The sequence below is a fragment of the Winogradskyella marina genome, assembly GCF_015645385.1.
Lineage (GTDB): Bacteria > Bacteroidota > Bacteroidia > Flavobacteriales > Flavobacteriaceae > Winogradskyella > Winogradskyella marina.
This window is the reverse complement of record NZ_JADOET010000001.1, coordinates 465,830-491,981: the sequence shown is the minus strand read 5'-3', so window position 1 is coordinate 491,981 and position 26,152 is coordinate 465,830. Positions and strand designations below refer to the sequence as shown.

The following is a 26,152-nucleotide window of genomic DNA, read 5'->3' as shown; positions in this document are numbered from 1 at the left end:
TTATATTTAAAAAAAATTAGCTTTAGAAATAATATTAAAGAATGAAACCAAAAGACGCACATTTAAAACGAGTTATAGTTGATTTCAAAAAATTGACACCAGAAATTTTAGCACTTTTAGTAGAAAAATACCCAGATGGTTATGATGACGGCCAAATTGTATCGTTTAAGAATGCTAAAAATGAAATTGTCGAAGCTGTAGAGGTGACCACAGAAGATACCAAGTATTTGGTGAAAGTGAGCACGAAACTAGAGCAGACGATGGAAAATTATGACGAAGAGGATTATGAAGATTTTGAAGACGATGATCCTAATGCAGTCGTGGATCCAGAATTAGAACCTGGAGCTGAAGATGAAGATTTTTCTTAAAGAACTTACGCCTTGTTTAAGGTATTATATGAGCGCTATTTAGCGATGCTTTTTTGATGACGAGAAAGCTAAGGAATAGTAATTCAATAGAAATTATAAAATTAGAGATAGAGACTGCTAGGACACTGGCAGTCTTTTTTTTAGGATGACTTCCCAAATAAAGACTGAAAACACAATCACATACTCTATGGCAATAATCCATAAGTTTTCAGAATTATCAGTATTAGAATACGCTAAATAACTCAACACAACCACTAAAGACCAAACCAACGGAAATTTATAATTGGTAAACAGACTTAAGACGACTAACGTTGCAATATACCAAGGATGAACTGTTGTGCTTAAAAACAAATAAAAGCTAAGTGCTAATAACATTGAAGTCATTAATTTGGGCAAACTATTATTCGGTTTAAAAATGGATAACCCAAGAATTATTAGCACTGAAATTACAGGTAGTATTTTACCAATAATGGCAATTTCATTATAGCCCGTTTGTGCATAGCCAATAGCTCTTGCGAGATAATAGATACTGGCATTAAACTCAAAGTTTCCAAACCAAAGTCCAACAGTTTTAGAATAATTAGTCACAAATTCCATGGAAAAGAACGGGAGGAAGAGTAGAAGTGTCGTTAAACCAATTATTATGTAAAACGTAATTAATTTTTGGTACGAGACCTTAATGGTTTTAAAAACTTTTGAAGTCTTATTCTTGGATGGCATGTTGAGCGCAGTCGAAGCATCTTTATTTGATAAGTTTAAATTCACAGGAATGTCTCCTTCAGCACTCCCAATATCAGTTGGGATAAAAGGTTTTTTTGGTTTCTCAATATCATTTGAAATGACTGAATTTTTTCTAAACCAACCAAAAAACAAAGGCAACAACATTAAAGGGATCAACTTCACAGAAATAGAACAAGCAAAAACAACCGCAGCCCATTTCCATTTACCAGAATGTAGCAAATATAAAGACCAAATGAGGAAGAATATCATAACACCTTCAAAATGAAGGTTACCTGTTAATTCAATAATGATAAAAGGATTTAATATGTACCAAAAGATTCTTTTTGAAGGTAGATTTAAACGTTCTAAAAGTTTTTTTCCGAAATATAATGTTCCAATATCAGCTACAATTATAATAAGTCGCATTACAATCGCAGAACCTAAAATACTATGTCCTGAAAATAAAGCTGCAACTGTAAATAGAACTTGGTTGATTGGCGGATAATTGGTGTAATGAGAGGCGCTTAACTCACCCATGCCATTATATAGTTCTTGGGCTTGCGCAACAGGAAATTTGCCACTATCCATAAAGGAATCAGGTGTGTATAAATAGGGATTGAAACCTTCTAGAATCATACGGCCATCCCAAATAAAGCGATAAAAATCTTGCGATAAATTAGGTGTGGCAAAAAGAAATAGCAGCCTTAAAACTATAGAGAAGACAACTAAAAGTTTAAACTTTGAGCTATTAAATTCAGATGAACTTATAATTTTATAAGCAAAAGCAAATAATAAAACATAAGCAAAAAGAAGTTGAATAGTGTTGGTCCTTACAATGGCATACGCAAACCATAGATACAATAGACTACTAACAATAAAAAATAGAAATGGAATTTTGTGATATTTCCAAAGCGCTTTCACACCTTAGAACTTAAAGACTTAAAAAATACGTAGCCAAAGCCAATAAAAAGCATTAAGTGAAAAGGAAACAGTCCAAAATCACCACCTTGATCACCAACTATAAAAGCACTATACATTCCGAATGCGAAATACAGCATCAATATACCTTCTATAACCACGTGTGGTGATAATTTTTTTCTGAGGTATTTATTGCCTTTCCAAGAATCTCTAATGTTGCTAATATTAAATTTTGGTGTTCTTACAAACTCACTACGTTTACCAATATGGCCTTCAATTACTGCAATAGAGTTGTGAAGTGAAAAGCCCATAGCTATTGAGAAAAATGTAAAGAACATACCTATATAACCAAAGAATTTTTTAAAACCACTACCATAAATGTTGCGATACATAAACCAATAACAGATAAAGAAAATAATGGTACTCATTACAAAGAAACTCATGATGTAAAAGTAGTTTCTTAGGTGGGCGTATTCGTTCTTTATATACAACATCGGAATACTCAAAATAGCGACTGTAAAAATGCTTAAAAACATAGTGCTATTAAGCAAATGAAGTAAACCGTGTACTTTAGTTTTAGTTGAAATATTATCAGACTTCACAACACGCCAAAGCATTTTTCTAAAGTTTTCGGCACCACCTTTATTCCAACGGAATTGTTGCGAACGTGCAGCACTAATAACAACTGGTAATTCTGCAGGAGTTTCAACATCCTCTAAGTATTTAAATTCCCAATTTTTTAATTGTGCTCTATAACTTAAATCTAAATCTTCGGTAAGGGTGTCTCCTTCCCAATTTCCGGCATCGAGAATACAGGTTTTTCGCCAAACACCTGCTGTTCCATTAAAATTAATAAAATGTCCTTTGCTGTTTCTGCCTACTTGCTCTAATGTAAAATGGGCATCTAAAGCAAACGCTTGAATTTTAGTTAATAAGGAATAGTTTCTATTGATATGTCCCCAACGTGTTTGAACAACACCTATTTTTTCATTCTTAAAATAAGGAATGGTACGCTTTAGCCAATTAGGTTGCGGTAAAAAGTCGGCATCAAAAATGACAATAAATTCACCTTTAGCAATTTTTAGTCCTTCTTTAAGTGCTCCAGCTTTAAATCCACTTCGGTCAGTTCTAGTAATATGTGTAATATCTAAACCTGTTTTGGCAAGTTTTTCAACATGTGCTTTTGTAGTTTCAATTGTTTCATCTGTAGAATCATCTAAAACCTGAATTTCTAACTTGTCTTTTGGATATTCTAAGCGCGCGATATTATCCAATAAACGTTCCATTACATACATTTCGTTAAAAACAGGAAGTTGTATGGTAACTATTGGGATTTCTTCAGGATTTGAAAAATCAAAAGTTTCACAGTCTTGTCTTTTCTTTTTAGAAGACAAATAGTTGTACAGTAAGTTTAGCTGTGCCAAAGCATACATGAAAATTAGTACAATGGCAATGGTGTATATGACAATAATTATTGATTCGAGAATCATTTCTTAAAACTATATTTAAAAATCCAACCTAAGATTTTTATACCTGCAAAGATAGCACCTTTTATCGTACCTGAAACTTTTGAGACACCTATTCTGTTTCTATAATTAACAGGAATTTCCTTATAACTTAATTTTTGTTTTAAAACCTTTAATTGCATTTCTACAGTCCAGCCATAGGTTTTATCTTCCATATTTAACCCTAAAAGTTTGTCATATTTAATTGCTCTGAAAGGGCCTAAGTCAGTAAATGTAGAACGGAAAAACAAAGTCATTAAGTTAGTTGCTAGCCAATTACCAAAAATTTGAGGGGCAGTCATTGAACCTTCTTCTCGCAATTCTTTAACACGAGCACCAATCACAAAATCAACATTGTTATTAATAATAGGTTGAACAATTTTTGTTAATTCTTCAGGATAATCACTATAATCCCCATCTAAAAAAACTACAATGTCTGTTTTTTTTTCTTGCTTGGCGATATAATCCATGCCTTTTAAACACGCATAACCATACCCTTTTCTGTTTTCAACTAATACTGTAGCTCCAGCATTTTTAGCATTAGTTTCAGTATTATCTGTAGAATTATTACTAACCACAATAATTTCATCGACAATAGAAGGTATGTCTTTTATGACGAGAGGAATTGATTCTTCTTCGTTATACGCAGGAATAATAACTTTTATGTTAGGCATTTAGTGTGTTTGAAAGTGCAAAAGTAATCTTCTTATTTTTGATTTACTAAATCCATTAAATCAACATCGTTTCCTAAAAGGACCTCTGTTGGATTGATACGTCCTTTCATAGAGTCATTTTCTAATTTTAAAACACCTCTTGGGCACACTGCAGAACAAATACCGCAACCAACACAACTAGAACGTACGATGTTTTCTCCTTTTTGTGCATAGTGTCTTACATCAATTCCCATTTCACAACTGTTAGAACAGTTACCACAAGAAATACATTGTCCACCATTTGTGGTAATTCTAAATTTAGAAAATAAACGTTGTTGAAATCCTAAAATCGCTGCCATAGGGCAACCAAAACGACACCATGATCGGTTTCCTAAAATAGGGTAAAAGCCTGTACCAATTACACCTGAGAAAATAGAACCAATATAAATACCATATGCAGATCGTAAAGCTCCGGCTTTAATATAGAATAAGTGGTCTGTTGTACCCGTATAATGCATTCCGAGTAAAAGTGCGATTACAATAAAGAAACCAATAGCTCCGTATTTAGCATCTTTGCCTAATTCGTGTCTTTTAAATAGCATTACTAACGCAAAAACAAGGGTCAAAAATCCAATAACTAAACTGATAAAAACACCTCGTGTTAACCAAAAATCATTCTTGTCATAGCCTAAATAAGTGTAAACCACAGCGGTTGTCATCACAATTGAAAAGACCAATACCACATGAATTAACCAACGTTCTATTTTCCATGCGTACATTTTTTTAGACGATAATTGTCTAAAAGAATCACCAGCAGTTTCTGCTAAGCCGCCACAGCCACAAACCCAAGAGCAATACCAACGTTTTCCATATTTATAAGTTAAAATAGGCGTAAAAACAAAAATAGATAGGATGCCAAATAGAAGTAATGCTAATCCAATATTTCCATTAGATAGAAAGCCATTTACAGACCATTCATCAAAAATGTAATAATTAAGCGGCCATATACTTTTAAGGTCATAATATGGTAAATCGTTATTCATAACGTACATAAATTCAGGAATCAAAAAGGCAAAACCTAATTGGAAAAACATCACTGAAACGGTACGTAATTGTTGGTAACGATTATGTCTGTATTTTAATATAAATTTATAACCAAAGGCTAAAATCGCAACGGTATATAGTGTACCGTAAACAAACCATTGGCTCGCATTTCTACCGGATAAGAGTTGACTTAATGGGTCAAAAAGCGCAATTAACCCTGTGTTGGCCTCTCCGTCGGTCCCTAAACCTAAGTATTTTGGAAAGAAGTAAAGTACAATATAAAACGTCGTTAAGACAACACCAATAATCCAGCCCCAAATTCCACGCGAGGAAATAGATTTAAACCAAACTCCATCATTCTTTATGCCTTCTAGTTTTGAAAGGTAAGCTTCTCTAGAATACATGATAATACCACCAATTATAGATCCTAACGACAGTGTAAGAAATAAACCTTTATTTGGAAAGTTAGTGTTAAAAAGCGCTAAGGCTAAAATAAATAAGCCAATAACTCCTATGGCAAGAGCTACTTTTTGTTTGTTATTAATACCTAAAGCATCTGGTTTTGCTAAAGACATACTGTGATTTAATTTATTGCTCATTATTATGCAGTTTGTAATTGGTTATTATAGGCTTGTAAAATTTCGTTTTCAAATCTTGAGTAAAACTCAGGATCGAAATTCGCTTCATTTAGATGTTGCATTACATAATCTACATCGCGTTTTTCGGTAAGCCATTGATCAAAGACTTCATGGCGCATTCTAATGCCAAAGGTGTTAATGCCTAAAAATGCATTGGTGTTTTTATCGTAAGCAACAGTTATACATTTGGTGTCGTCATCATGTTTCCAATGAAAATGTTGTTCGTATTCTGGTCGTCCGCCTTTGCCAAAGACCCAACCATAGGTTTGATATTCGATATCTAAAAATTTAGCAGAATTAAACCAATGACCTGGTTTGTATTCCATTTTATTACCGCAAATGGTTTGTGCTAATGTTTCACCCATCATACGACCAGTGTACCAAACGGCTTCAATTGGTCTTCGGTTTCCAATGGCTTCATGCTGTTCGGCACAATCACCAATAGCATAGACATCTGGAATGTTGGTTTCTAAAAAACGATTCACTTTAACTCCTCTTCCTGTTTCAATATCAGAATCTTTAATGAAATCAATATTTGGAGCTACTCCAGCTGTTAAGCCAACCACATTACATTCTAGTTCTTCTCCTGTTTCCTCAATAATTACAGATTTGACTTTTCCGTTTTCATCGGATTTTATTTCTTTCAAGTTGGTAGATAATCGTAAATCGATATGATGATTTTTTATATGCCTGTTAATCATTTCACTTTCTCCTTGAGGCAACACGCCATCCCAAAAGCTATCTTCCCTAACCAAAAATGTTACAGGAATACTTCGGCTATTTAGCATTTCTGCCAATTCAATACCTATTAATCCACCTCCAACAATCACGGCACGTTTGCAGACCTCATTATTGGGTGCATGTTTTTCAAGATTTTCTAAATCTTGCTTGTGATACATCCCCATTACACCGTTTAAATCTTGTCCTGGCCAACCAAATTTATTGGGTTTACTTCCTGTGGCGATAATTAATTTATCGTATTGCAAAGTGTCTCCTTCTGCAAAATGAAGTGTTTTGGTTGCTGTTTCAACTTGCTTTACGTACCCTTTTTTGAGTTCAATTCTGTTTTTTTTCCAGAACCAATTTTCGTATGGTTGGGTGTGTTCAAATTTCATGTGTCCCATGTAAACGTACATTAGTGCGGTACGTGAGAAGAAATAATCGGTTTCGGCAGAGACGATAGTTATTCTTTTATCGGATAGTTTTCTAACGTGTCTTGCAAGGGTAACTCCAGAAATGCCGTTGCCAATAATAACGATGTGTTCCATATAATTGAGGTTGTTAATATAGACTATAGGTCGAAGCTTTTGTTAAAACCTTATCCTAAAAGCCGAATTTCTTTAAATTTAGACATAATTTTACAGTATGCGACAAATATTTTATTTCCTTTTAAGTTTTATTTTTATAAGTTGTGCTGCGGCCAAATACAAACCTCAGAAAATAAATGGAGTTAGTTTTGTGGCCTCAAGAGGTGTTGTGGATTCTACTCATGTGGAGCCGTTAGTAAATATTAATGCGAATGCTGCAGCGGTTATGCCTTTTGGTTTTATAAGAGATGTTAACCGCCCTGAAATACTTCATAATACAGACCGTCAGTGGTTTGGTGAAACGCGATCTGGTGCCGGACAATATATTGAAGCCCTTCACAAGGAGGGAATTAAGGTAATGGTAAAACCTCAATTATGGATTTCTCATGGAGAATTCACAGGGTTTTTAAAAGCATCTTCGGAAGCCGATTGGCAATTGTTAGAAACCTCATATACCGACTTTATCATAGAATATGCTGAATTGGCTGAAGAATTTAATGTAGAAGTATTTTGCATTGGAACCGAACTCCAAGAATTTATAAAAAATAGACCAGAATATTGGCATCAATTAATAAAGGAAATTAGAACGGTATATACAGGGAACTTAACCTATGCGGCTAATTGGGATGAATTTTGGAGCACACCATTTTGGTCGGAATTAGATTATGTTGGTATTGATGCTTATTTTCCTGTCAGTGATATGCAAACACCAACGATTGAGGATTGTATAAAAGGTTGGGGAAAACATAAAGACGATTTAAAAGGGTTTTCAGAGAAACTAAACAGACCAATTTTATTCACCGAATTTGGATATAGAAGTGTAGATTTTACGGCAAAAGAACCATGGAGGTACGACCGTTCTATGACCTCAGTTAATCACGAAGCACAAAAGAATGCCACACAAGCCTTATTCGATGCGGTTTGGAACGAAGATTGGTTCGCAGGCGGTTATCTTTGGAAGTGGTTTGTACAGCATGATGAAGTTGGTGGTATGGATGATAATCAATTTACTCCACAGAATAAACCTGTGGAGGATATTATAAGAGCACATTATAAAGAGTAGTGTTTTTGATCGGAAATTAAATCGGTAATGATGAATACTAATTTACTTACTCACGTTCAAGCACCTTAAAATCTTTTATAGCTTTATTAGGTTCAATAATATTATAGCCTTTCCAAAACTCAGGATCATATTGGTTTAATTGTGTTGGTGAAACCTGCGGTTTTTCTTTGAAATTTTTAAAATCAGATTCAGAAATACTATTGGTTTCAAAGACCACAAGTTCTGTTTTTTCAATATTTCTAACAATAAAATGAATATCACCTTTTAATTCGTTTTGTTTTCGTCTGCCTTTTACATTTTTATTTTTTTCCACAATTTTAAAAGGTCGTTTAATACCAACGCGTTGGCCTAAAGACTCATCTCTGTATTTTAAAGTGTATTTATCATTGTCATTTTTTTGAAAGATAATGGTTCCTTCCTTTAAGTATTTTTTCATGGAAATTCCAAGAAGAGAAAACTTACTTAGTGGCTTCACATTTTTATAATCAACGCGTATAACTGCAAAATCTTCTGTATTCACATACATCGTTCCCGAAAAGTCTTCACTTCGTTTTGGTTTAAATGGAATCACATACACAAACATATTATTGATATATGCATAGTCTGCGATTTCAAATTCATAGCGTCGTGATTTATGAATAAAGTTGAGGTCATTATCGTCATCAATAAAATTATTGTTTTCAAATTTATGTATCATCATTTTTCGCCAATGTAAAAATCCTATTTTACGGATAGAGTCTTTCTTTTGTTGCTCTGCAAGTAAAGCATCAGTAACGGCTTCCTCTTTCTCATTTGTATCTCCAAATAAAGACGAATCCATTTCTTCTTTCACGCTAAACCAACCCGATTTAATTTTAAAATACGAATCGCGTTTTACATACTTTTTAAAGATGTCATTAAACCGTTTTTCATAATTATCTAAGTTGATGTCTTTAGATTTGTCATATAAACGACAAGCTTTTAGAATGTCCATTTTTTGAGATGCTTCTGGTTCAATTTCTCCATAGAGTTCACCTAATACTTCAGTATGATTACTATTACTTTTAGGCATAATTAGAAGTAAGCTATCTATAAATTGCTGATTGAATTCAGGGATGGTTGACTTTTCTAATATAACATCATACTTATCCATGTCTGTGTAGTAAGATGTTCTATAGAACAATTTTCGTTTGTTATAACTAAAATCGTAATTAAGCGTTAAGCCTTCTTTTATCTTATCTAGAATTTCGTCTATGCTGTAGTTTTTATTGGTGACTAAAACCTCGGATAAATCAACAGATTTTGAAGTTAATAAAATGGTAGATTGGTTAAAATTTAAAAGTGGAATACGTTTTTCTTCATAGCCTAAACAACTTATCATTAATGAGTCGGTTGCTTTTATAGCACGATTAATACTGATGTTAAACTCGCCTTGATCGTTGCTAATAACTCCAGTTTTAGAGTTAAATTGAATGCTAGCAAAAGGAATGGGTTTCTCTGTTTTAGAATCTAGTAATGTTGAAGAAAAGGTTTGCTGTCCGTAAGATTGCGACGTTAAAAATAACGTAAGCGCAATGATGATTTGATTGATTTTCATTTTTTGGTTGGTTGATTAGATTTCAGCCAAAGTAGAAGAATGAAGTCTTTTAGAAAGTCGATTTAAACTTTTGTTAAGTAAGATTTATCTTAAGTTTAACAACTTTAAGAAAAATTAAGAATTCAAATTAAGTGTATCATTATTAAATACTTAATTTTAGCTTTGATAAAAATAGAAGTCATATGAGAACGTTAGCAGTAGGAGATATTCATGGTGGTTTAAGAGGGTTGGTTCAAGTTGTAGAACGCGCAAATGTGAGTTCTGATGATACATTAATTTTCTTAGGAGATTATGTTGATGGCTGGAGTGAAGCTGCACAAGTGATTCAGTATTTAATTGAATTATCTAAAACGAATACCTGTGTTTTCATTAAGGGTAATCATGATATTTGGTGCGAACAATGGTTGGCGTATGGTACCGTGAATGATGTTTGGTTTAAAAATGGCGGTAAGGAAACTATAGAAAGTTACGATGGCTTTTCTAAAGACCAAAAATTAATGCATCTCGATTTTTTTGAAGGCATGCCCTTATATCACATTGATTCTGAAAATCGATTGTTCCTACATGCCGGATTTACCTCTATGCATGGTGTGGAACGCGAATTGCACAAAGAAAATTTCTATTTTGATAGAACATTATGGGAAATGGCGTTAACCTTGGATCAGCGTATAGAGAAGAACTCAAAACTTTATCCTAACCGTTTAAAACATTATGCTGAAATTTATATAGGTCATACCCCAACTATTAATTTTGGTAAAGACCAACCGATGCATGCAGCTAACGTTTGGAATGTTGATACAGGCGCAACGTTTACAGGAAAACTATCGGCTATAGATATTGATACCAAAGAAATTTTTCAGAGTGATAAGGTTATGGATTTGTATCCTGATGAAAAGGGGAGGAATAAGAAATAGACTATGAAACTAATTTTAAGCTTTGTTGTTTTAACTTTTGTTTTTAGTTGTGAACCTAGAATAAAGAAAGATAATTTTAAAATCATTGACTTTGATTTAGCAAATGCTCAAGTAAAACTTGATAACTTAGGTTATCTGCATTATAAACATAATTCAAGAACTTCTTTAAATGAGGAAGAGTTTAGTGTCCTTTTTCAAATTTTAGAAGAAGGAGTAAACCGTTTTAATGTTAAATACAAAAACCGCCAAATTGATATTAATGATTATCGGTTCTTTATAATTCCAACTTTATTTGAAAACAATGAAGAAATTCTATTAATCTATTCCTGTCGTTTTCACCCACATAACGAATGGGTTAATTTAAGTGATTGGTTTATGGTATTTGATGGAGGACATAATTATTTTAGAACAAAAGTAAATTTAACTCAAAAAAAGCTGGAAAAATAATTCCAAATGGTGAGGCTTAATTAACAAACATGCTTCTTATAATAAGCCAATAACTCATCTGCCGAAGCACCAAACCATTTCTTTACATAAATTGTCCAGAAGTGGTATTGTAATTTCCAAACACCATGTTTACGATAAAGTCGTGCAGAGGTTGTTAGTTTTTTATTGATGACGGTAAATTCATTCCGAGCATACAATTCATTAATCAGAATATTGTCTTCGTAGATAATATAGTTCTCATTATAACCACCAATATCGTTAAACAGTGTTTTTGTAATAAACTGACTCTGGTCGCCGCCTCTACTAGCACGCCAAGAAAATTGGGTAAGCCAACTGGCTAAACGTAACCACCAATGCTTGCTGTCAAACTGCATTCTAAAACAGCCTGCTTGGTTACCTTTTTGAATTTCATTTATAATAAGTTGATCAAAATCTATAGGTGGAAAAGAATCGGCATGAAGAAAATAGAGAACCTCTCCTTTGGCATGTTTTGCACCTAAGTTCATTTGCTTTGCCCTGCCTTTGGAAGATTCAAGCAAAAGTATTTTTGATTGAATATGCCATCCTGAACTTGATTCAGGATCTCCTATTTCGCTACCTAGTTGTACGTCAGTTCGAGTAAAATTCTGTTTTTGGAATTTTGTATCGAGAACATTGGGTGTCATGCTTTCTATAACAGACCTATCAGGTTTTAAAAACCTGTCAGGTTTAAGAATGTCCAAAGTGCCATCTGTACTACCTCCATCAACCACTATAATTTCAGAAATATTCTTAGGCGACGAATTATCAATTAAATGTGTTAACAAACGACTTATAGTATCAGCCTCATTTAAAACCGGAATAATTATACTAATCATACAGTACTTACGATAAATTAATGACTGTAGTTTTAATCATTCAAACCCCAATCATAATCCGTGTAACTTTTCTTAGCAGATTCTGAAATGGTAATGTCTGAATATTGATTTAAGAAATCAATTAAGCTACCATTTTGTTCAAAATCCTTTTTAAACCATCTAAATATTTTTGAAATCTTTATGTTATCTTTAGATAGTTCATTTTTAGATGTATCTGCTAAAAATTCTTTTGTAGCATTCGTTAATTGTGCGTCTAAATTTGAAGCTGTAAATGCTGTATTCTGAAGTTTTGGGCATGATACAGACGCACAAACAATAGCAAAGTGAATGCGTGGTTCATTCATCTCTCTAAGAATTTTATGCTCAATATCGTTTAGGTTTTGCCAAGTGTTACCCAATTTCCAAAGCCGTTGATCCCAAGGGTCTTTAATGTCTTTTATACTTTTTGTTGGGTAATTTCTAAGAATTAAATCTATAGTTAAAGCGTTGTAAGCATTAATCCAATACGCGAGTTTGTCATTCTTGGTCCATCCATCAGTAGGTTGTTGTTTTTTTAATAAATCAATATAACGTTGTAAAGTTTTTGATTCAGCTTTAAGCCCTTTATAATTTACATTTCCATTTTCTGAAACGTGCTTTTTTAACAATGCATCAAAAATAGCATGATCAAAAGTTTCGGTATAAACAACCTCAGAAGTATTTGTTTCTATAGCTTTATCTTGCGTTGTTTGTTGCAAACTACTAGACGAAGACGTAAGTATTAAAGTGACCATTAAGGCTGATAAATAATTCATGTATGATGTTTTTAAATGTTAGTCGTACTGTTTTGAACTCTTGCTATCCTGTTTTTTTGAAAATGCAGGATACAATTCTTGTTTTAAAAAATCTTTAGGGAAATTTTCGTCACCTTCAAAACCGAGTTCAATATCTTTACCATCGTGTGGTATATAATCGGTTTTAAAAATGTAATCCCATAGACTTAATGTTAGTCCAAAGTTGACACCATACCTTACATCTTCAGGTAACTTTTTAACATGATGCCAAATATGCATCTTAGGATTATTAAAAATGTATTTTAAAAATCCATAATCCCAACCCAAATTAGCGTGGTTGAGATGACCAATAGCAATGCTAAAGAAATAAACAATAGCCACATCTTGAGCATCAAAACCACCAATGATAGCAATAGGAATATAAAGTATAGATTTATAAACTACAGGTTCCATCCAATGGTAGCGCAAGTGAGCTGCAAATCCCATTTCTTTTACAGAATGGTGGACTTTATGGAAATTCCAAAGCCATTCAAAACGGTGTAAAAGCCGATGCGTATTCCATTGTACAAAATCTGAAACTATAAAAAAGATAAACAAGCCTAACCACTTAGGAAGTTCGTCGACATCAAACAATTGAAAGCTTGAAACAGACAGTCCTACAAGGCCTAAAATATCATTAAATAGTTCTGAAGCTGTATTAGATAAGGCAATAAAAACAATTAGATTCAATAAAAAGAAATTGAAAAACATGTAAAAGGTGTCTAGCCAAAAATCTTTTCTGAACAAGGCTTGGTCTTTTCGCCAAGGAAATGCAATTTCAAGTATCCAAACTAAAATAGAAATAAGGATAAGACCATAAAAAAAGTTGTCCCAATGATTGAGGTCAATGAGCTCGTATTTGAGGTAATTCCAGTAATCGGAATATGATTTTGTGAATATGTCTATGTATTTTTCCATACAACTTCCAGAGAAAGCAGGTATCTCTTTTTTTTGTTATCCGGCAAGGTTTCTAAAACCTTGTAGGTTTTGATTATGTTTTATACCTATAAGGTTTTCAGGATCTTACAGGTCTTCAGCGTTTAGTTGCGAATCAGTGAGGTTGAAGACTGCAAACTGAGGACTACCAACTATTAAAGTGTTTTAATCAATTCCTTAAACAAGGTAATCATATGCGGTTCTGCTTTGTTTGCCATAGCAATGATTTCATTGATATCAACAGGTTTTAAATTCTCTGGATCGCATTCGTCAGTTAATACAGAAACCGCCGCGACTTTTAAATTTAAGTGATTTGCCACAATGATTTCTGGTACGGTACTCATACCAACAGCATCAGATCCTATAATTTTTAGCATTCTGTATTCTGCTCGTGTTTCTAATTGTGGTCCAACCACACTTGCATAAACACCTTTATGTAATGTAATATTGTTTTCTTTGGCGATATTTTCAAATTTAGAATTGATATCTGCATCGTAAGGCGCGCTCATATCTGTAAAACGTTCTCCCAATTCAGAAACGCCTTTAAAAGCTAGAGGCGACCCTCCTTGAAGATTAATATGATCGTCAATAAGCATTAATTCTCCTTTTTTGAAATCGAGATTAATGGCGCCAGAAGCATTAGAAACCAATAAGGTTGAAATGCCTAACTTCTCCATTATTCTCACTGGGAATGTTACATCTTGCAATGTGTAGCCTTCATATACATGAAAACGACCTTGCATAACAACCACCTTTTTACCTTCTAAAAGACCATAAATAAGTTTGCCTTTATGAAATTCTACAGTTGCTGTAGGAAAGTTTGGAATGTGATTATAACTGGCTTCAGCAATGATTTCAATCTCATCAATTAATTGTCCTAATCCTGTGCCTAAAATGATACCTATTTCTGGTTTTTCAAAACCTTTGCTTTGTAAATATTCTGTGCTTTCTGAAATTAATTTAATCATTTAGTTGCTGTATTTTTTCTTGTAATTTAATGTTCGATTTGTAAAAGTCTGAAGCAATTAAGTCTTCATAGGTGTCAATATCGTTTAAAGTGTCTAAGATACCAACTGAAATTTGATTACTCTGTAACTCTTGTAACGTTAGTTCTAATAAATTGGGTTGACTCCATGGTTTATTGGTGAAAATTTCGGCATTCAGTTTAGACATGCCAACTAAATAATAACCACCATCTTCTGCTGGACCAAAAACCACTTCATTTGTGGTTAAGGCATCTAATCCATTTTTTAGGTGTGTGGCATTGATATCTGGTAAATCAGAACCAATCAATACAATGTTTTTATAGCCAGCATCAAATCCATCTTTAAAAGCATTCAACATGCGTTCTCCTAAATCAGCTCCATATTGTACCGCTTTAAATTCACCTTTCCATTGGTCGTCTACAATAGCATTAGAAAAATAAATGCGTTTATCGATATCTAATTTCTGAGTTGCTTTTTCTGTAATTTTCACCAACTCGGTGTACACTTCAAAAGCCCCAAAATCTCCAATGGTTTTAGCGAGTCTAGTTTTTACGGTTCCTAATTTTATGTTTTTAACAAACACAATAACGAGTGATTTATTCATAAGTTTTAATACCTTTTAATAACCATTTACTCCAGTCTTTAGAGTAAGCATGTACGTGATCTGTTTCATTTCCTTCCGAATTATATACGGGAAAATTGTTATTCTTCCATTCAAAAATACCACCAAATAAATTGTAAACATTGGTGTAACCTTTGTTTTTCAGTTGTTCTGCGATATCTTCAGATCTAATACCAACAGAACAATAGATTACAATAGTTTTTGAAGTATCTGGAATTGTTTGTGCAACAACATCGATATCAAAATTATTGTAGCCCACATGAATGGCATTCTCAAGATGACTTACGTCGTGTTCTCTAGCCTCTCTGGCATCCAATAAAATAACATCTGTTTTTGGCATGGCCAATTCTTGAACAGAAATATATGGTATACGCTCTTTATTATGCGTTTTTAATAACTCTTGAAGCGTTTCTTGGCTATTTCCAAAGCAGCTAAAGAGCAAAAAAGATAAAATAAAGAGGTTTCGCATGTCCAATTAGTATAAATTATTTGATATTCCTTACAACTCTAGTGCTTTTCCTTGTTGCTGTTTTTCGGCTTCAGGTAGTATTTCCATGTTGTCCCAAATTCCTGAAACGATCGTTTTCGCATAAGATTCTGGAAGCAAGCCATTTAGCATTAGTTTATTAGTTAGCGTATAGTTGTATTCTAACTTACGAAAATTCACCTGTAATGGTTTTGTTGAATCATCTAAAACAGCAAACCAAACATTCGGTTTTCCGTCATTAGCAGGCATACCAATCACACCAGGATTTATCCAAAGTTTATCGCTGTTGTTGTGTTCAAAAGGTAAACCACAATGGCCAGCAATAATGATATCACTTTCGGTAGCTTCAAAATTAGAGTGCTTAGTAGTCCAAGGTGTCGATTTGAAAATAAATTCTGAAACATTACCATAGGAACCATGTACAACAGTCACCTTTTGATTTCCCAATGTGAATTGTATATGGTCTGGAAGCGTTTCAAGATAGTCAAGAGAATCTTTAGACAATTTGCTTTTAGCATACGGATACCATTGTTGCGAAAACCCATCGCATCGCGACCCTTCTCTAAAATCGCAACCACAATCGTCTTCATCATCACGAAGTTGAATTTCTACATTCCCAACAATGCTTCGGGCATTCCAATTTTTAAAGGTTTGCATGGTTTCTTCGGGTTGGGCGCAATAGCCAATAATATCGCCAGTGCAAATACAATTTTCAGGCGGAACACCTTCAGATTCTGCCACGGCAATTAGTGCTTCAAGGGCTTGAAGGTTGCTGTAAACACCACCAAAGAGTAGTACTTTACCTGTAAGTTTTCCTATGTCAACGATGTTTTTATTCATAACAATTTTTACACAAGTGAATCGCTCATTTTTTTAGATTTCAACCATTTTGGTATGAAATATAGAATATTACAACTTAAAATTCCCCAAATATTAACCCAAAGTAAATCGGCATACTTACCTTCTGTAAAAATTAAGGCTTCTGGGAACACATTAAAAACCAAGGTGAATCCAAATACTAATCCGGTTATAACGCTCAAATAGAAACTCAGTTTAGGAACTTTAGTATTCCAGAATAAAAATACAGGTGTTAATCCAATGACCATTGTTCCTGATATGGTAGTTGCGGATAGAATTTCTGCATCGAGAAAAACAGGTAGCGTGCCTAATATAGCAATGGCAGCCATAGAGGCTCTACCAAAAGTAATATCGTTAACCATACCTAAATCAATAGCTAATAATTTTGAAAAGGATGAAAACGTTGAGTCTAATGTCGATGCTGCTGAGGTTATCATTATAAAGTTAATAACCAATAAAATAACCACACCAAAGGCTTTTCCGACTTCTACGGCAGCTTGACCTTTAAAACCTTGGGTTTGTGCATAGATACCAATGACGCTGAATAGTACAATACAAATAGCGCCTAATAAACTCGCCCATAAAAAACTTTTTCGGGTCACTTTTGGCGAACTGAGAAAGGCTCTATCCGTTAAAACGGGGTCGTGAAACGGATAACTAAAAGATTGGATAATAGCAGCGAAGAAAAGGTTTAAACCCAATTCAAAACTCCAAGTTCCAGAAGTTGCGACATCAGCAACGCTAAAGGTTTCTATAGAAAAGATATTATAAAGAATTACCATAAGTAAAATACTAAATAATACCATTTGAATCACATCAGTGAAAATGGAACTACTCAGTCCGCCTTTTATCGCATACGCTAAAGTTAAAACGGTAAAAACGATAATGGCCCAATAATAGTTAGAACTTCCTGTTTCGCCAAAATAACTACCAATAACCATGGTGTTACTCCAGACTTCATTAAACAACCGGATAGCAATCAGTATAGAAAACAAGGCCATAGCTCCTTTACCAAATTGGGTAGTTAAAAACTGATGAATACTTTCAAATCCACCAATAACACGCATCTTGTAAATCAGTAAACCTGCAACCGCAAAGGATAGATAATAACCAGCATAGGCCACACCACCAACAATACCAAAATCTAAACCCAGATTAGCCGCATTGGTAATGCTCTTGGCAAAAATCCAAGAAATAATAAGGCTTCCGGTAAGCACTAAACTATTCGGTGCTTTCTTTTTATGAACCGCCTTAAAAAATTCGTCTGTAGTTTTCGCTAATGGTGATAATAGAAAGAGTAGTACACTCGATGCAATTATCAATGTCCATTGCCAGTTAATTATATCCATATATGTTTATTCGTTCCACCAAACTGGGACGTTTATACTGTTGTTTTCTGTTGCGGTTGCTGCAACACTGTAATTTTCAAAATTTAAAGCTTCTTCTTCCGCAGGATAAGGCATTCTTATTGGAATTAAATCATTGTTTAAACTTGCTGAAATAGTTTGCAATTGTGGGAAACCTGTTCTTCTGTATTCTATCCAACCTTCGTAACCATTAATGACATTGGCTATCCATTTCTGTGTTAAAATTTGTTCCATCGGATTTGCCCCAACAGCATTATAAGCAGCAGGACCAGAAAGGTAATCTGTAGGTAACTCTGTGTTCCAATATTCAAAAGCTAAGGTGACTCCGGTTTCGTATAAGGTTTGTGCATCTGCGTTGATTAGGCCTTTGGTTGCAGCTTCTGCTAAGGCAAAATGCACTTCCCAAGCGGTAATAAAATTAGCATCTAAAGTTGAAGTGTCTTCTCTGAAAGCTGCACTTGCTAAAGAATAATCCGCCAAAGCAATTGAAGTAGAAGCCGCATCAATACCGTTTAATAAACCATTGAATTCATTAGTGCTTGAATTTGAAAACGGACGGAATAAACTTGAAAGTCTCGTGTCATTTAGGCTAACCAGAATGTCTTCCATGGTTTCTGACAATACAAAATTGTTAAAATCTCCAACACGTAATTGTGCTAACCTAAAACTATTTGGGTCTGTGTTTGTAAAATTGAAAATAGCATTCTCACTGTTTGAAGTGATATAATTACCTTCAGCATATAAGGTTTGCAATTGATTTGAAACATCTACTTTGTTTGAAACACGAACTAGGTGTTTAATTTTTAATGCGTTTGCAAAACGAATCCAAGCGTTTAAATCGCCATCAAATAAAATATCACCTTCTAACGGAATAACATCAGAATATCCTTCGATAGCCGCAATGCCTTTATCTAAATTGTCTAAAATTCCGTTTTCATTGAGGTAGATGTCTTCTTGAGAATCGTATGCAGGTGTAACGGTTCCGGCAACACCGTTGAACGCTTCAAAATAAGGCACATCACCAAATAAATCGGTTAATCCTGCTGCCATGTAGGCTTTTAAGATCAATGCAGGACCTTCGTAAACAGCAAAGGTTTCAACGGTTTGCGATTGGTTTAAGATAATCTCGTTATCTCTTAAATTGGTGTAAAAAATAGGCCAAGGGTTGCCACCTAATTGTGGTGATTTTAGCGCGTGTCTATCAAATAAATTAAAATCTAAAGCAGTTCTGTGTTGGGCTAATAAATCGCCAGCAACAAAACCTTCATAACTCATGTTTTCGCCAAAATCGTAAATCACTTGTCTCAGTAACAAACTTGGCTGTACAGAACTTGGTGAATTGGGGTTGGTGTTGATGTCTTCAAAATCTTTAGTACAACTCAGTGTTGTTGCAATAAATAAAACTGAAAGTATGTATGTGATTTTTTTCATTTAAAATTTTATTTTCATTCCCTTGAAAAAGGGAACTTTATTCTTTTATTTTCTCTTCTTGAGATTCTCATTGTCTTGAGAACTAGAAGTTAAATCCGGCTTTAAAACCAATACTTCGTGTGGTCGCATAACTCATATCTTCAACACCACTTACAAATCCATTGCCTTGAACGGCTAATTGTTCTGGGTCAAAATGTGGATTTTCTGTGAAAGCAAATAAGTTATTTCCAACGATAGAGATACTGATGTCAGCACCTTCTTTTAATCCTAAAAAGCCATCTTTAATGTCAAAAGTATAACCAACTGAAAATTGGCGTAGTTTTAAAAAGGAAGCGTCATAAACATTATTCTCTTCATGATTTCTATCGTAAAATTGTCGGTAATAGCTTTCTGCCGTAATGGCAACGGTGTTTGTTTGTCCTGTATTTAGATTAACACCTTGAGCAATAATTCCTGCATCTGGTCTGTAACTGGTCTCGGCAAGTTGGCCGCCAACATTTCCTAAAGCTCGTGTTCTAGAAACCACTTCTCCTCCTTGTCGCCAATCGAATAAAAAGCTCATATTCCAATTTTTATAATTGAAATTATTACTCCATCCTAAAGTGAAATCTGGATTATAATTCCCTAATTTTTTTAAATTATCATCTGCGATATAGTTACCATTATCATCAATTAAAAATTCGCCATTATCATTTTTTTGATACCCTGTTCCGTAGAAATCACCAACTCGTCCACCTTCTTCTACTTGAAACCAAACGGTTTGGTTTGCGCTGTCATAAATTCGACTGTAAGCTAATGTTAATCTGCCGTCGGATTGTGGTAAATCTGTAATCACAGAGCGATTAGTGGCGAAGTTAAATGTGGTATTCCAGTTAAAATTATCCGTTTGTATAGGTGTTATGCCTAATATAATTTCGATACCTTGTGTATTTACTTTTCCGCCATTAACCACTTGTTGGTTATAACCTGAAGAGATGGCAACGGGTAATGAAATAATCTGGTCTTCTGTATTGGCGTTGTAATAGGTAAAATCTAAGCGTAGTCTATTGTCTAAAAATCGTAAATCTGTACCAAACTCATACGACGTAGTGCGTTCTGGTTTTAAATTGGCATTTGGAATAAAATCTTGGTCGCTAAAGGTAGGTTCGCTATTGTAAGGTATTTGCGATACAAAAGCACCAGAAGTTTGGTAAGCACTTGTATCGTTTCCAACTTGCGCCACACTTGCTCTAAGTTTTGCAAATGAAATGATATGAGGTAATTCCGCGACATTAGATAATATAAAACTTGAAGACATAGAAGGGTAGAAGAACGAGGTTCCGTCCACAGAAAAAGGTGTAGCTAAAGCACTAGACCAATCATTTCGACCTGTAATATCTAAAAATAAATAATCTTTATAGCCTAATTTTGTAATACCGTAAAATGAATTAATTCGCTTTTCGCTTTCAAACTGAAATGTTTCAATAGGTGAAGCTGCATTATTTAAATTAAAGATTCCTGGTTGTGCCAAACTCACTGTTTGTGATTGATTGGTGGTTGCGGTTTGATTCAATCTATTTCCACCTAAAAACACATCCACTGAAAAGTTATTAAACTGATTTTTATAGTTGATTAAAAAATCGGTATTCACTTCTCTAAACATCACATCGTGTTCTGCGTATGCGCCATTACTAAAACGGTTGCTACTGTAAGCACGACGTAATTGACGTTTTTCTGTAGAATAATCCATTCCTGTTCTTAAGGAAATACTTAAGTTTTTAGTCAGTTCTTGTGTAATGGAAATGTTCCCAAAAATACGGTCGCGATTAAAGGCATTGGTGTTTTCATTTAATATGAAATACGGATTATCAAAAAAAGTATAGTTAAATGAGTATTGTTGTGTGCCTTCTAATCCAGGTTGCCAATAGTTTTTTAAATTTTGAATATTTAAAGAACGTGGACCCCAAGCAACAAGTGAATAATTTGCGTTTTCACTGCCGTAACCATTTGAAGGTCTGTTGTCACTGTTAGAATTTATATAACTAAACGACGAATTGATTTCAGTATGTTCACTCGGTTGAAAGTTTAACTTAGCAGAAATGGTTTGTCGGTCTAAATTAACACCAGGAATAATTGATTCACTTCTTAAATCGGTAAACGATAATCTATAATTACCAGTATCAAATCCATTAGAAACCGATATGTTATTAATAGTTGTAATACCAGTTTCGTAAAAATCCTTTAAGTTATCTGGATTTGATGTAAAAGGGATTGCTGTGATGTCTAAGCCATCATACAATGCTGTGTCTCCACCACGAACAAAAGAACCGTTAGCTAATTGTACAGGACTATCAAACTGAGGAATTAACAAACCGGTGTCTAAACGTGGTCCCCAAGAATAGGTGATGTTGTCATTTATGCCACCACCTAAGCCGTCTACATATTCAAACTGACCAGAATTACCTTGACCATAAGAATTTTGAAAATCAGGTAATCTAAATGCTGTTTCCACAAAAAGAGAAGAATTAAAACTAATACCTAAACCTCTTTTGTTTTTTCCGTTTTTGGTTTCAATAACAATAACACCATTAGACGCTCTAGTGCCGTATAGTGCAGCAGCGCTTGGCCCTTTTAAAACCGTAACGGAACCAATATCATCTGGATTCACTTCCATACCGCCATTACCAAAATCAATTTCTTGAAATCCGGCAGCAGCTTCATTAGTGAAATTAAAAACGGTTTCGTTGTTAATTGGTACACCATCAACGACAAATAAAGGGTTGTTATTAGAAAAAGAAGCTTCGCCTCTAATCGTGATTTTGGAAGAGGAACCAACACCTGTTGCGCCTTGTGTTACGGTTACTCCTGCTAATTTGCCTTGTAAATTATCTAGAAAATTTACTGTTTTTACTTCCGTTAGTTTTTTAGAAGAAATGGCTTGCACAGCGTAACCTAATTCTCGGGTATCTCGCTCAAGACCTAAAGCGGTAATGACAACTTCATCTAAAGCAGCAGAATCTTCTTGTAATTCAATATTAATAATGGTTTGATTTCCAATATCAATAGTTTGCGATTTAAAGCCTAAAAATGAGAAGGTAAGTTTATCTGTAGTTGAGTTAACTATTATGGAATAGGTGCCGTCATCATTTGACGTTGTTCCATTGCCGTTGTTAGATGAAATGTTTACAAAAGGCAAAGGTGTCCTAGAACTGGCTTCTGTAACCGTACCTGTAATGGTTATTTGAGCATTACTGAAAAAGCAAAAGCATAGCAGTAAGCATAAGTAAATGTGCTTCATATGTAGACCACAAAATCTGTGGCGGTTTTTAAAATGTGAGATTATTTGACTGAAAAATTCTAAGGAATTAATGAAATTAAAACCCAATTTTAAATATGAAGTAAAATAGGTGAGCCTTTATTATAATGTCTTTTAAAAACGGTTCTGCCATGAAAAACAGAAGCGACTATTGCAATTGTTTTTACTTTTTTTAGAATTTTTAAAAGTAGTTTTCTAATCTTGAAATCTAAAGACTTAAAACTTTTTAAGATGAGTTCTATATCTGACGTATCATCAATATCTGTTAGTGTTTCTAAATAAGAAATACTTTCGTTTTGCTGTTGCAATTCATGATGTAAACAACGTTGTAAATGAGACGTTTGCCAAGGTAAATTTTGGATGTCTGTTTTATTAAAATGTGCTTTTTTAAAACCCATTAAATAGAAACCTCCATCAGTTGAAGGTCCTAAAACATAATCTGAATTTTCTAATTTATTTTTGGCTTTAACTATAAGATTAGCGGTAAGGTTGGGAATGTCATTACCTAGTGTAATCACATTTTGAAATCCTTTATTAAAAATGGTTTCAATGGCATTAGTAAAACGCTCGCCAAATGAATGTCCTATTTGCGCTTTTTCGGAAAAATGAAAATAAGGTAAACCGGCTTTTTTTACTGTTTTTACAGTGTCAGAATCAAGCAAATTAAAGAAGTCAGAAGAAGCAATTGATTTTGATATCAATTGTTTTTCTGCAGAATTTGCAAAGATTAATATGGCGGTTTTATTATTCATATTTCATTCCTGCAAAGGCAGAAATATTAATTGATTTATGCTACAATACCCTGACAACTACTTCCTGCGCCGGCAGTGCAACCATAGCAGTGTTGAGAAATAACGATGTTACGTCCTTCTAATAACTCTTCGTTAAAATCAGAAACATGTCTGGATTTGCTATTTACGGGTAATTCTAGCATCTGATTAAAATCACAATCAAATAAATAGCCGTCCCAACTAATCGATAAGGTGTTCGTACACATGACGTTTTCCACAGCAGACGGATTATAAGCTTCGACCAAAGAATACATGTAATCTTCGTAGTTTTCTGAAGCGATTAAATAATCTAAAAATCGTGCAATCGGTAAATTTGTAATGGCAAATAGATTGTGAAATTCAATTCCGAAATCTTCCATTAAGGCCTTTTTAAAATCCTTTTCCATAGCCTCTTGATCACCTGGTAAAAAGGCTCCAGACGGATTGTAAACTAAATCTAGTCTCAGGTCAGAATCAGGCATTCCGTAACCCACAGCATTTAGTTCTTGTAAGGCTTTTATCGATTTATCAAAAACACCATCACCACGTTGTTTATCTGTTTTTCCACGCGTCCAGTGTGGCATAGAACTTACCACGTGCACATTGTGTTTTTTAAAGAAATCTGGTAGGTCGTAATATTTTTTGTTAGCTCTAATAATAGTTAGGTTAGAACGTACAATGAAATCTTTAATACCAACTTTAGCGGCTTCTTCTACAAACCATCTAAAGTCCGGATTCATTTCTGGGGCTCCACCTGTTAAATCTAAAGTATGTGCACCTGAGTTTTTAATCACCTCAAGACATTGTCTCATGGTGTCTCTGGTCATAATTTCCTTTCGGTCTGGCCCAGCATCAACGTGGCAATGATCGCAAACTTGGTTGCACATGTAGCCAACATTAATCTGTAGAATCTCTAGCTTTTTTGCTTTAATTGGAAATTGACTCGTTTCAGAAATTTTATCTTTAAAGGTTGGTAATTCACCAGTTTTAAAGATACCATTAGAGAGTATTTCTATTTGTTTATTGCTTTGCGCTAAATCGTTTCCGAGTTTTTTTAGGGACTTTGTTGCCATTAATCGTTTCTCTTGTTTGTAATTCTTACGAAATTAATACGGTTGAGGTTTTATGCCTAACCGTCTAATTTGTTGACTTTATTCATCATTTGTACACCATGTACTAAAGTAGCACCACTTTTTATGGCAGCACCAACATGGATCGCTTCCATCATTTCTTCTTTAGTTACACCTCTTTGCAGTGAATCTTTTGTGTAAGCATCAATACAATAAGGACATTGTTCTGTATGCGCTACAGCTAGGGCGATTAGTGATTTTTCACGAGCGGTTAAAGCACCTTCTTCAAATACTTTTCCGTAATAGTCAAAGAATTTAGTTCCTAATTCTTCACTCCATTCGGTAATTTTTCCAAACTTGCGTAAATCCGCAGCATCGTAATATGGTTTTGACATAAAATTATTTTTTGATTTAGAAAAATCAATATAATGATTAAGTCGAAGTTAAATCTTAAAGATTACAGAAAATTTTAAAAGATTGATTTCTATTAAAAGGTTTGAGGCTAGTTTTTAAAAATAGAAGATCATTTAAATCAAAAATCCTTATTTTTAAATTCTCTTTTTTTTTTATTATTAGGAATGCATAACTGGATTGAATTACTTTCTGAATTTAAACAAAAGCAAATACCTGTCGCTTTTATAACGGTGACTAAGTGTTTAGGGTCAACACCTTGTGTGGTGGGTTCGCGTATGTTAGTGACAGAGGATAAAGATATTCATGGAACCATTGGAGGAGGTAAGCTTGAATTTAAAGCGATAGATGAAGCGATAATCGCTTTAAAAGAAAATAAAATTATAGAATCCACGTATACTTTAGGTCCAGAATTTGAACAATGTTGCGGAGGAAAAGTTGAATTTATTATTGAACCTATGAATCAATCTCCTGAATTATTTTTGTTTGGAGCAGGACATATCGGCATTGAAATTACCAAATTGTTGATCGACACACCATTTAAAGTGAACCTTATCGATTCTCGCGACAATTGGTTTTCTAATCTAGAATTAGATAACAGTGTAACCACGCATCAAGCCACCGAAACTAATTTCAAGACCTTTAAAGATCCTGTGAAATGGGGAAGCAATTGTTACGTTTTAGTATTAACACATAATCACGCTATCGATTTTGATATTATAACCATGGCGTTGCAAAACGAAACAAAATTCTTAGGTCTAATAGGTAGCAAAACGAAAAAAGTACGTTTCAATAACATGTTAATTAAAGAGATGCATATTGCCGAAGGTATGACCAATGTGGTTTGTCCAATAGGATTAGATATCGGAGGTGATACACCAAAGGAAATAGCCATTAGTGTGGTGGCGCAATTACTGCAGGTGCATTATAAAGTTACAGAATAAAAGCAATAGTTATACGAGTGAAATTAGGCTTTGAGTTTTTAAATTAAATTTTTGACAATCGCGAATAATGAAAATGAAATTTCACCTGAAAGTTGAACGTAAGAATTGTCCCCTTAAGGGGACTTTAGGGGTGTTTTTTAATGAAATTTAAAA

At 34.0% G+C, this 26,152-nt stretch carries 24 protein-coding genes; 5 read left to right on the top strand and 19 right to left on the bottom strand.

Going from position 1 to position 26,152, the window contains the following annotated elements; genetic code table 11:
• Positions 1-41 precede the first annotated feature (41 nt).
• Positions 42-368 carry a hypothetical protein gene (locus tag ITJ86_RS02095; protein WP_195869943.1) on the top strand — a complete coding sequence of 109 codons (327 nt, stop codon included), beginning with the start codon at positions 42-44 and terminating at the stop codon, positions 366-368.
• A gap of 117 nt (positions 369-485) precedes the next feature.
• Here ITJ86_RS02095 and ITJ86_RS02090 read toward each other — a convergent pair whose 3' ends face one another.
• From ITJ86_RS02090 to ITJ86_RS02070, 5 genes are read right to left on the bottom strand one after another with little or no spacing between them, the layout of a single operon-like run.
• Positions 486-2,009 (bottom strand): mannosyltransferase, encoded by a 1,524-nt coding sequence (locus ITJ86_RS02090; RefSeq protein ID WP_195869942.1) that lies wholly within the window; start codon positions 2,007-2,009, stop codon positions 486-488.
• Positions 2,006-3,496: a cellulose synthase family protein gene (locus ITJ86_RS02085; RefSeq protein WP_195869941.1), complete on the bottom strand. Its 1,491-nt coding sequence runs from the start codon at positions 3,494-3,496 to the stop codon at positions 2,006-2,008. Before ITJ86_RS02085 ends, ITJ86_RS02090 begins: the two co-directional genes overlap by 4 nt.
• Entirely contained in the window at positions 3,493-4,185 is a 693-nt protein-coding gene (locus tag ITJ86_RS02080; protein WP_195869940.1) for a glycosyltransferase family 2 protein, read from the bottom strand. Before ITJ86_RS02080 ends, ITJ86_RS02085 begins: the two co-directional genes overlap by 4 nt.
• Positions 4,186-4,217: 32 nt before the next feature.
• On the bottom strand, positions 4,218-5,807 hold the full coding sequence (locus ITJ86_RS02075; RefSeq protein WP_195869939.1) for a 4Fe-4S binding protein: 1,590 nt from the start codon (positions 5,805-5,807) through the stop codon (positions 4,218-4,220).
• 2 nt (positions 5,808-5,809) lie between these two features.
• Positions 5,810-7,114 (bottom strand): NAD(P)/FAD-dependent oxidoreductase, encoded by a 1,305-nt coding sequence (locus ITJ86_RS02070; RefSeq protein ID WP_195869938.1) that lies wholly within the window; start codon positions 7,112-7,114, stop codon positions 5,810-5,812.
• 97 nt (positions 7,115-7,211) lie between these two features.
• Here ITJ86_RS02070 and ITJ86_RS02065 point away from each other — a divergent pair, with 97 nt between their 5' ends.
• A complete protein-coding gene (locus ITJ86_RS02065; RefSeq protein ID WP_195869937.1) occupies positions 7,212-8,216 on the top strand; it encodes a glycoside hydrolase family 113 in 1,005 nt (334 codons plus the stop codon).
• Positions 8,217-8,262: 46 nt separating this feature from the next.
• Here ITJ86_RS02065 and ITJ86_RS02060 read toward each other — a convergent pair whose 3' ends face one another.
• Entirely contained in the window at positions 8,263-9,792 is a 1,530-nt protein-coding gene (locus tag ITJ86_RS02060) for a carboxypeptidase-like regulatory domain-containing protein (RefSeq protein ID WP_195869936.1), read from the bottom strand.
• A gap of 182 nt (positions 9,793-9,974) precedes the next feature.
• On the opposite strand from ITJ86_RS02060, the gene ITJ86_RS02055 reads away from it, so the two are divergent.
• On the top strand, positions 9,975-10,706 hold the full coding sequence (locus tag ITJ86_RS02055) for a metallophosphoesterase family protein (RefSeq protein WP_195869935.1): 732 nt from the start codon (positions 9,975-9,977) through the stop codon (positions 10,704-10,706).
• A gap of 3 nt (positions 10,707-10,709) precedes the next feature.
• Positions 10,710-11,153: a hypothetical protein gene (locus tag ITJ86_RS02050; RefSeq protein ID WP_195869934.1), complete on the top strand. Its 444-nt coding sequence runs from the start codon at positions 10,710-10,712 to the stop codon at positions 11,151-11,153.
• Positions 11,154-11,173: 20 nt separating this feature from the next.
• Here the strand turns inward: ITJ86_RS02050 and ITJ86_RS02045 are convergent, their stop codons facing one another.
• The 13 genes from ITJ86_RS02045 to ITJ86_RS01985 form a co-directional block, all read right to left on the bottom strand.
• Entirely contained in the window at positions 11,174-12,010 is an 837-nt protein-coding gene (locus ITJ86_RS02045; RefSeq protein WP_195869933.1) for a TIGR04283 family arsenosugar biosynthesis glycosyltransferase, read from the bottom strand.
• Between the two features lie 32 nt (positions 12,011-12,042).
• Entirely contained in the window at positions 12,043-12,804 is a 762-nt protein-coding gene (locus tag ITJ86_RS02040) for a DUF547 domain-containing protein (protein WP_195869932.1), read from the bottom strand.
• An 18-nt stretch (positions 12,805-12,822) separates the two neighbouring features.
• A complete protein-coding gene (locus ITJ86_RS02035) occupies positions 12,823-13,740 on the bottom strand; it encodes a sterol desaturase family protein (protein WP_195869931.1) in 918 nt (305 codons plus the stop codon).
• A 173-nt stretch (positions 13,741-13,913) separates the two neighbouring features.
• A complete protein-coding gene (locus tag ITJ86_RS02030) occupies positions 13,914-14,726 on the bottom strand; it encodes a purine-nucleoside phosphorylase (protein ID WP_195869930.1) in 813 nt (270 codons plus the stop codon).
• The gene (locus ITJ86_RS02025; RefSeq protein WP_195869929.1) at positions 14,719-15,348 is read right to left on the bottom strand and encodes a TIGR04282 family arsenosugar biosynthesis glycosyltransferase; all 630 of its coding nucleotides are present in this window, start codon (positions 15,346-15,348) and stop codon (positions 14,719-14,721) included. Before ITJ86_RS02025 ends, ITJ86_RS02030 begins: the two co-directional genes overlap by 8 nt.
• Entirely contained in the window at positions 15,341-15,835 is a 495-nt protein-coding gene (locus ITJ86_RS02020; protein ID WP_195869928.1) for a rhodanese-like domain-containing protein, read from the bottom strand. The genes ITJ86_RS02025 and ITJ86_RS02020 overlap by 8 nt, the downstream gene beginning before the upstream one ends.
• Positions 15,836-15,865: 30 nt before the next feature.
• Positions 15,866-16,693, bottom strand: a complete 828-nt coding sequence (locus ITJ86_RS02015) for a metallophosphoesterase family protein (protein WP_195869927.1) — start codon at positions 16,691-16,693, stop codon at positions 15,866-15,868.
• An 8-nt stretch (positions 16,694-16,701) separates the two neighbouring features.
• The gene (locus tag ITJ86_RS02010; protein WP_195869926.1) at positions 16,702-18,060 is read right to left on the bottom strand and encodes a sodium:solute symporter family transporter; all 1,359 of its coding nucleotides are present in this window, start codon (positions 18,058-18,060) and stop codon (positions 16,702-16,704) included.
• A gap of 6 nt (positions 18,061-18,066) precedes the next feature.
• The gene (locus ITJ86_RS02005; RefSeq protein ID WP_195869925.1) at positions 18,067-19,509 is read right to left on the bottom strand and encodes a SusD/RagB family nutrient-binding outer membrane lipoprotein; all 1,443 of its coding nucleotides are present in this window, start codon (positions 19,507-19,509) and stop codon (positions 18,067-18,069) included.
• An 82-nt stretch (positions 19,510-19,591) separates the two neighbouring features.
• The gene (locus tag ITJ86_RS02000) at positions 19,592-22,786 is read right to left on the bottom strand and encodes a SusC/RagA family TonB-linked outer membrane protein (protein ID WP_195869924.1); all 3,195 of its coding nucleotides are present in this window, start codon (positions 22,784-22,786) and stop codon (positions 19,592-19,594) included.
• A gap of 89 nt (positions 22,787-22,875) precedes the next feature.
• Positions 22,876-23,556: a TIGR04282 family arsenosugar biosynthesis glycosyltransferase gene (locus tag ITJ86_RS01995; RefSeq protein WP_195869923.1), complete on the bottom strand. Its 681-nt coding sequence runs from the start codon at positions 23,554-23,556 to the stop codon at positions 22,876-22,878.
• Between the two features lie 35 nt (positions 23,557-23,591).
• Positions 23,592-24,647: an arsenosugar biosynthesis radical SAM (seleno)protein ArsS gene (gene arsS, locus ITJ86_RS01990; protein ID WP_195869922.1), complete on the bottom strand. Its 1,056-nt coding sequence runs from the start codon at positions 24,645-24,647 to the stop codon at positions 23,592-23,594.
• Positions 24,648-24,703: 56 nt separating this feature from the next.
• A complete protein-coding gene (locus tag ITJ86_RS01985; RefSeq protein ID WP_195869921.1) occupies positions 24,704-25,039 on the bottom strand; it encodes an arsenosugar biosynthesis-associated peroxidase-like protein in 336 nt (111 codons plus the stop codon).
• A gap of 183 nt (positions 25,040-25,222) precedes the next feature.
• On the opposite strand from ITJ86_RS01985, the gene xdhC reads away from it, so the two are divergent.
• On the top strand, positions 25,223-25,999 hold the full coding sequence (gene xdhC / locus ITJ86_RS01980) for a xanthine dehydrogenase accessory protein XdhC (protein ID WP_195869920.1): 777 nt from the start codon (positions 25,223-25,225) through the stop codon (positions 25,997-25,999).
• Positions 26,000-26,152: the final 153 nt, after the last annotated feature.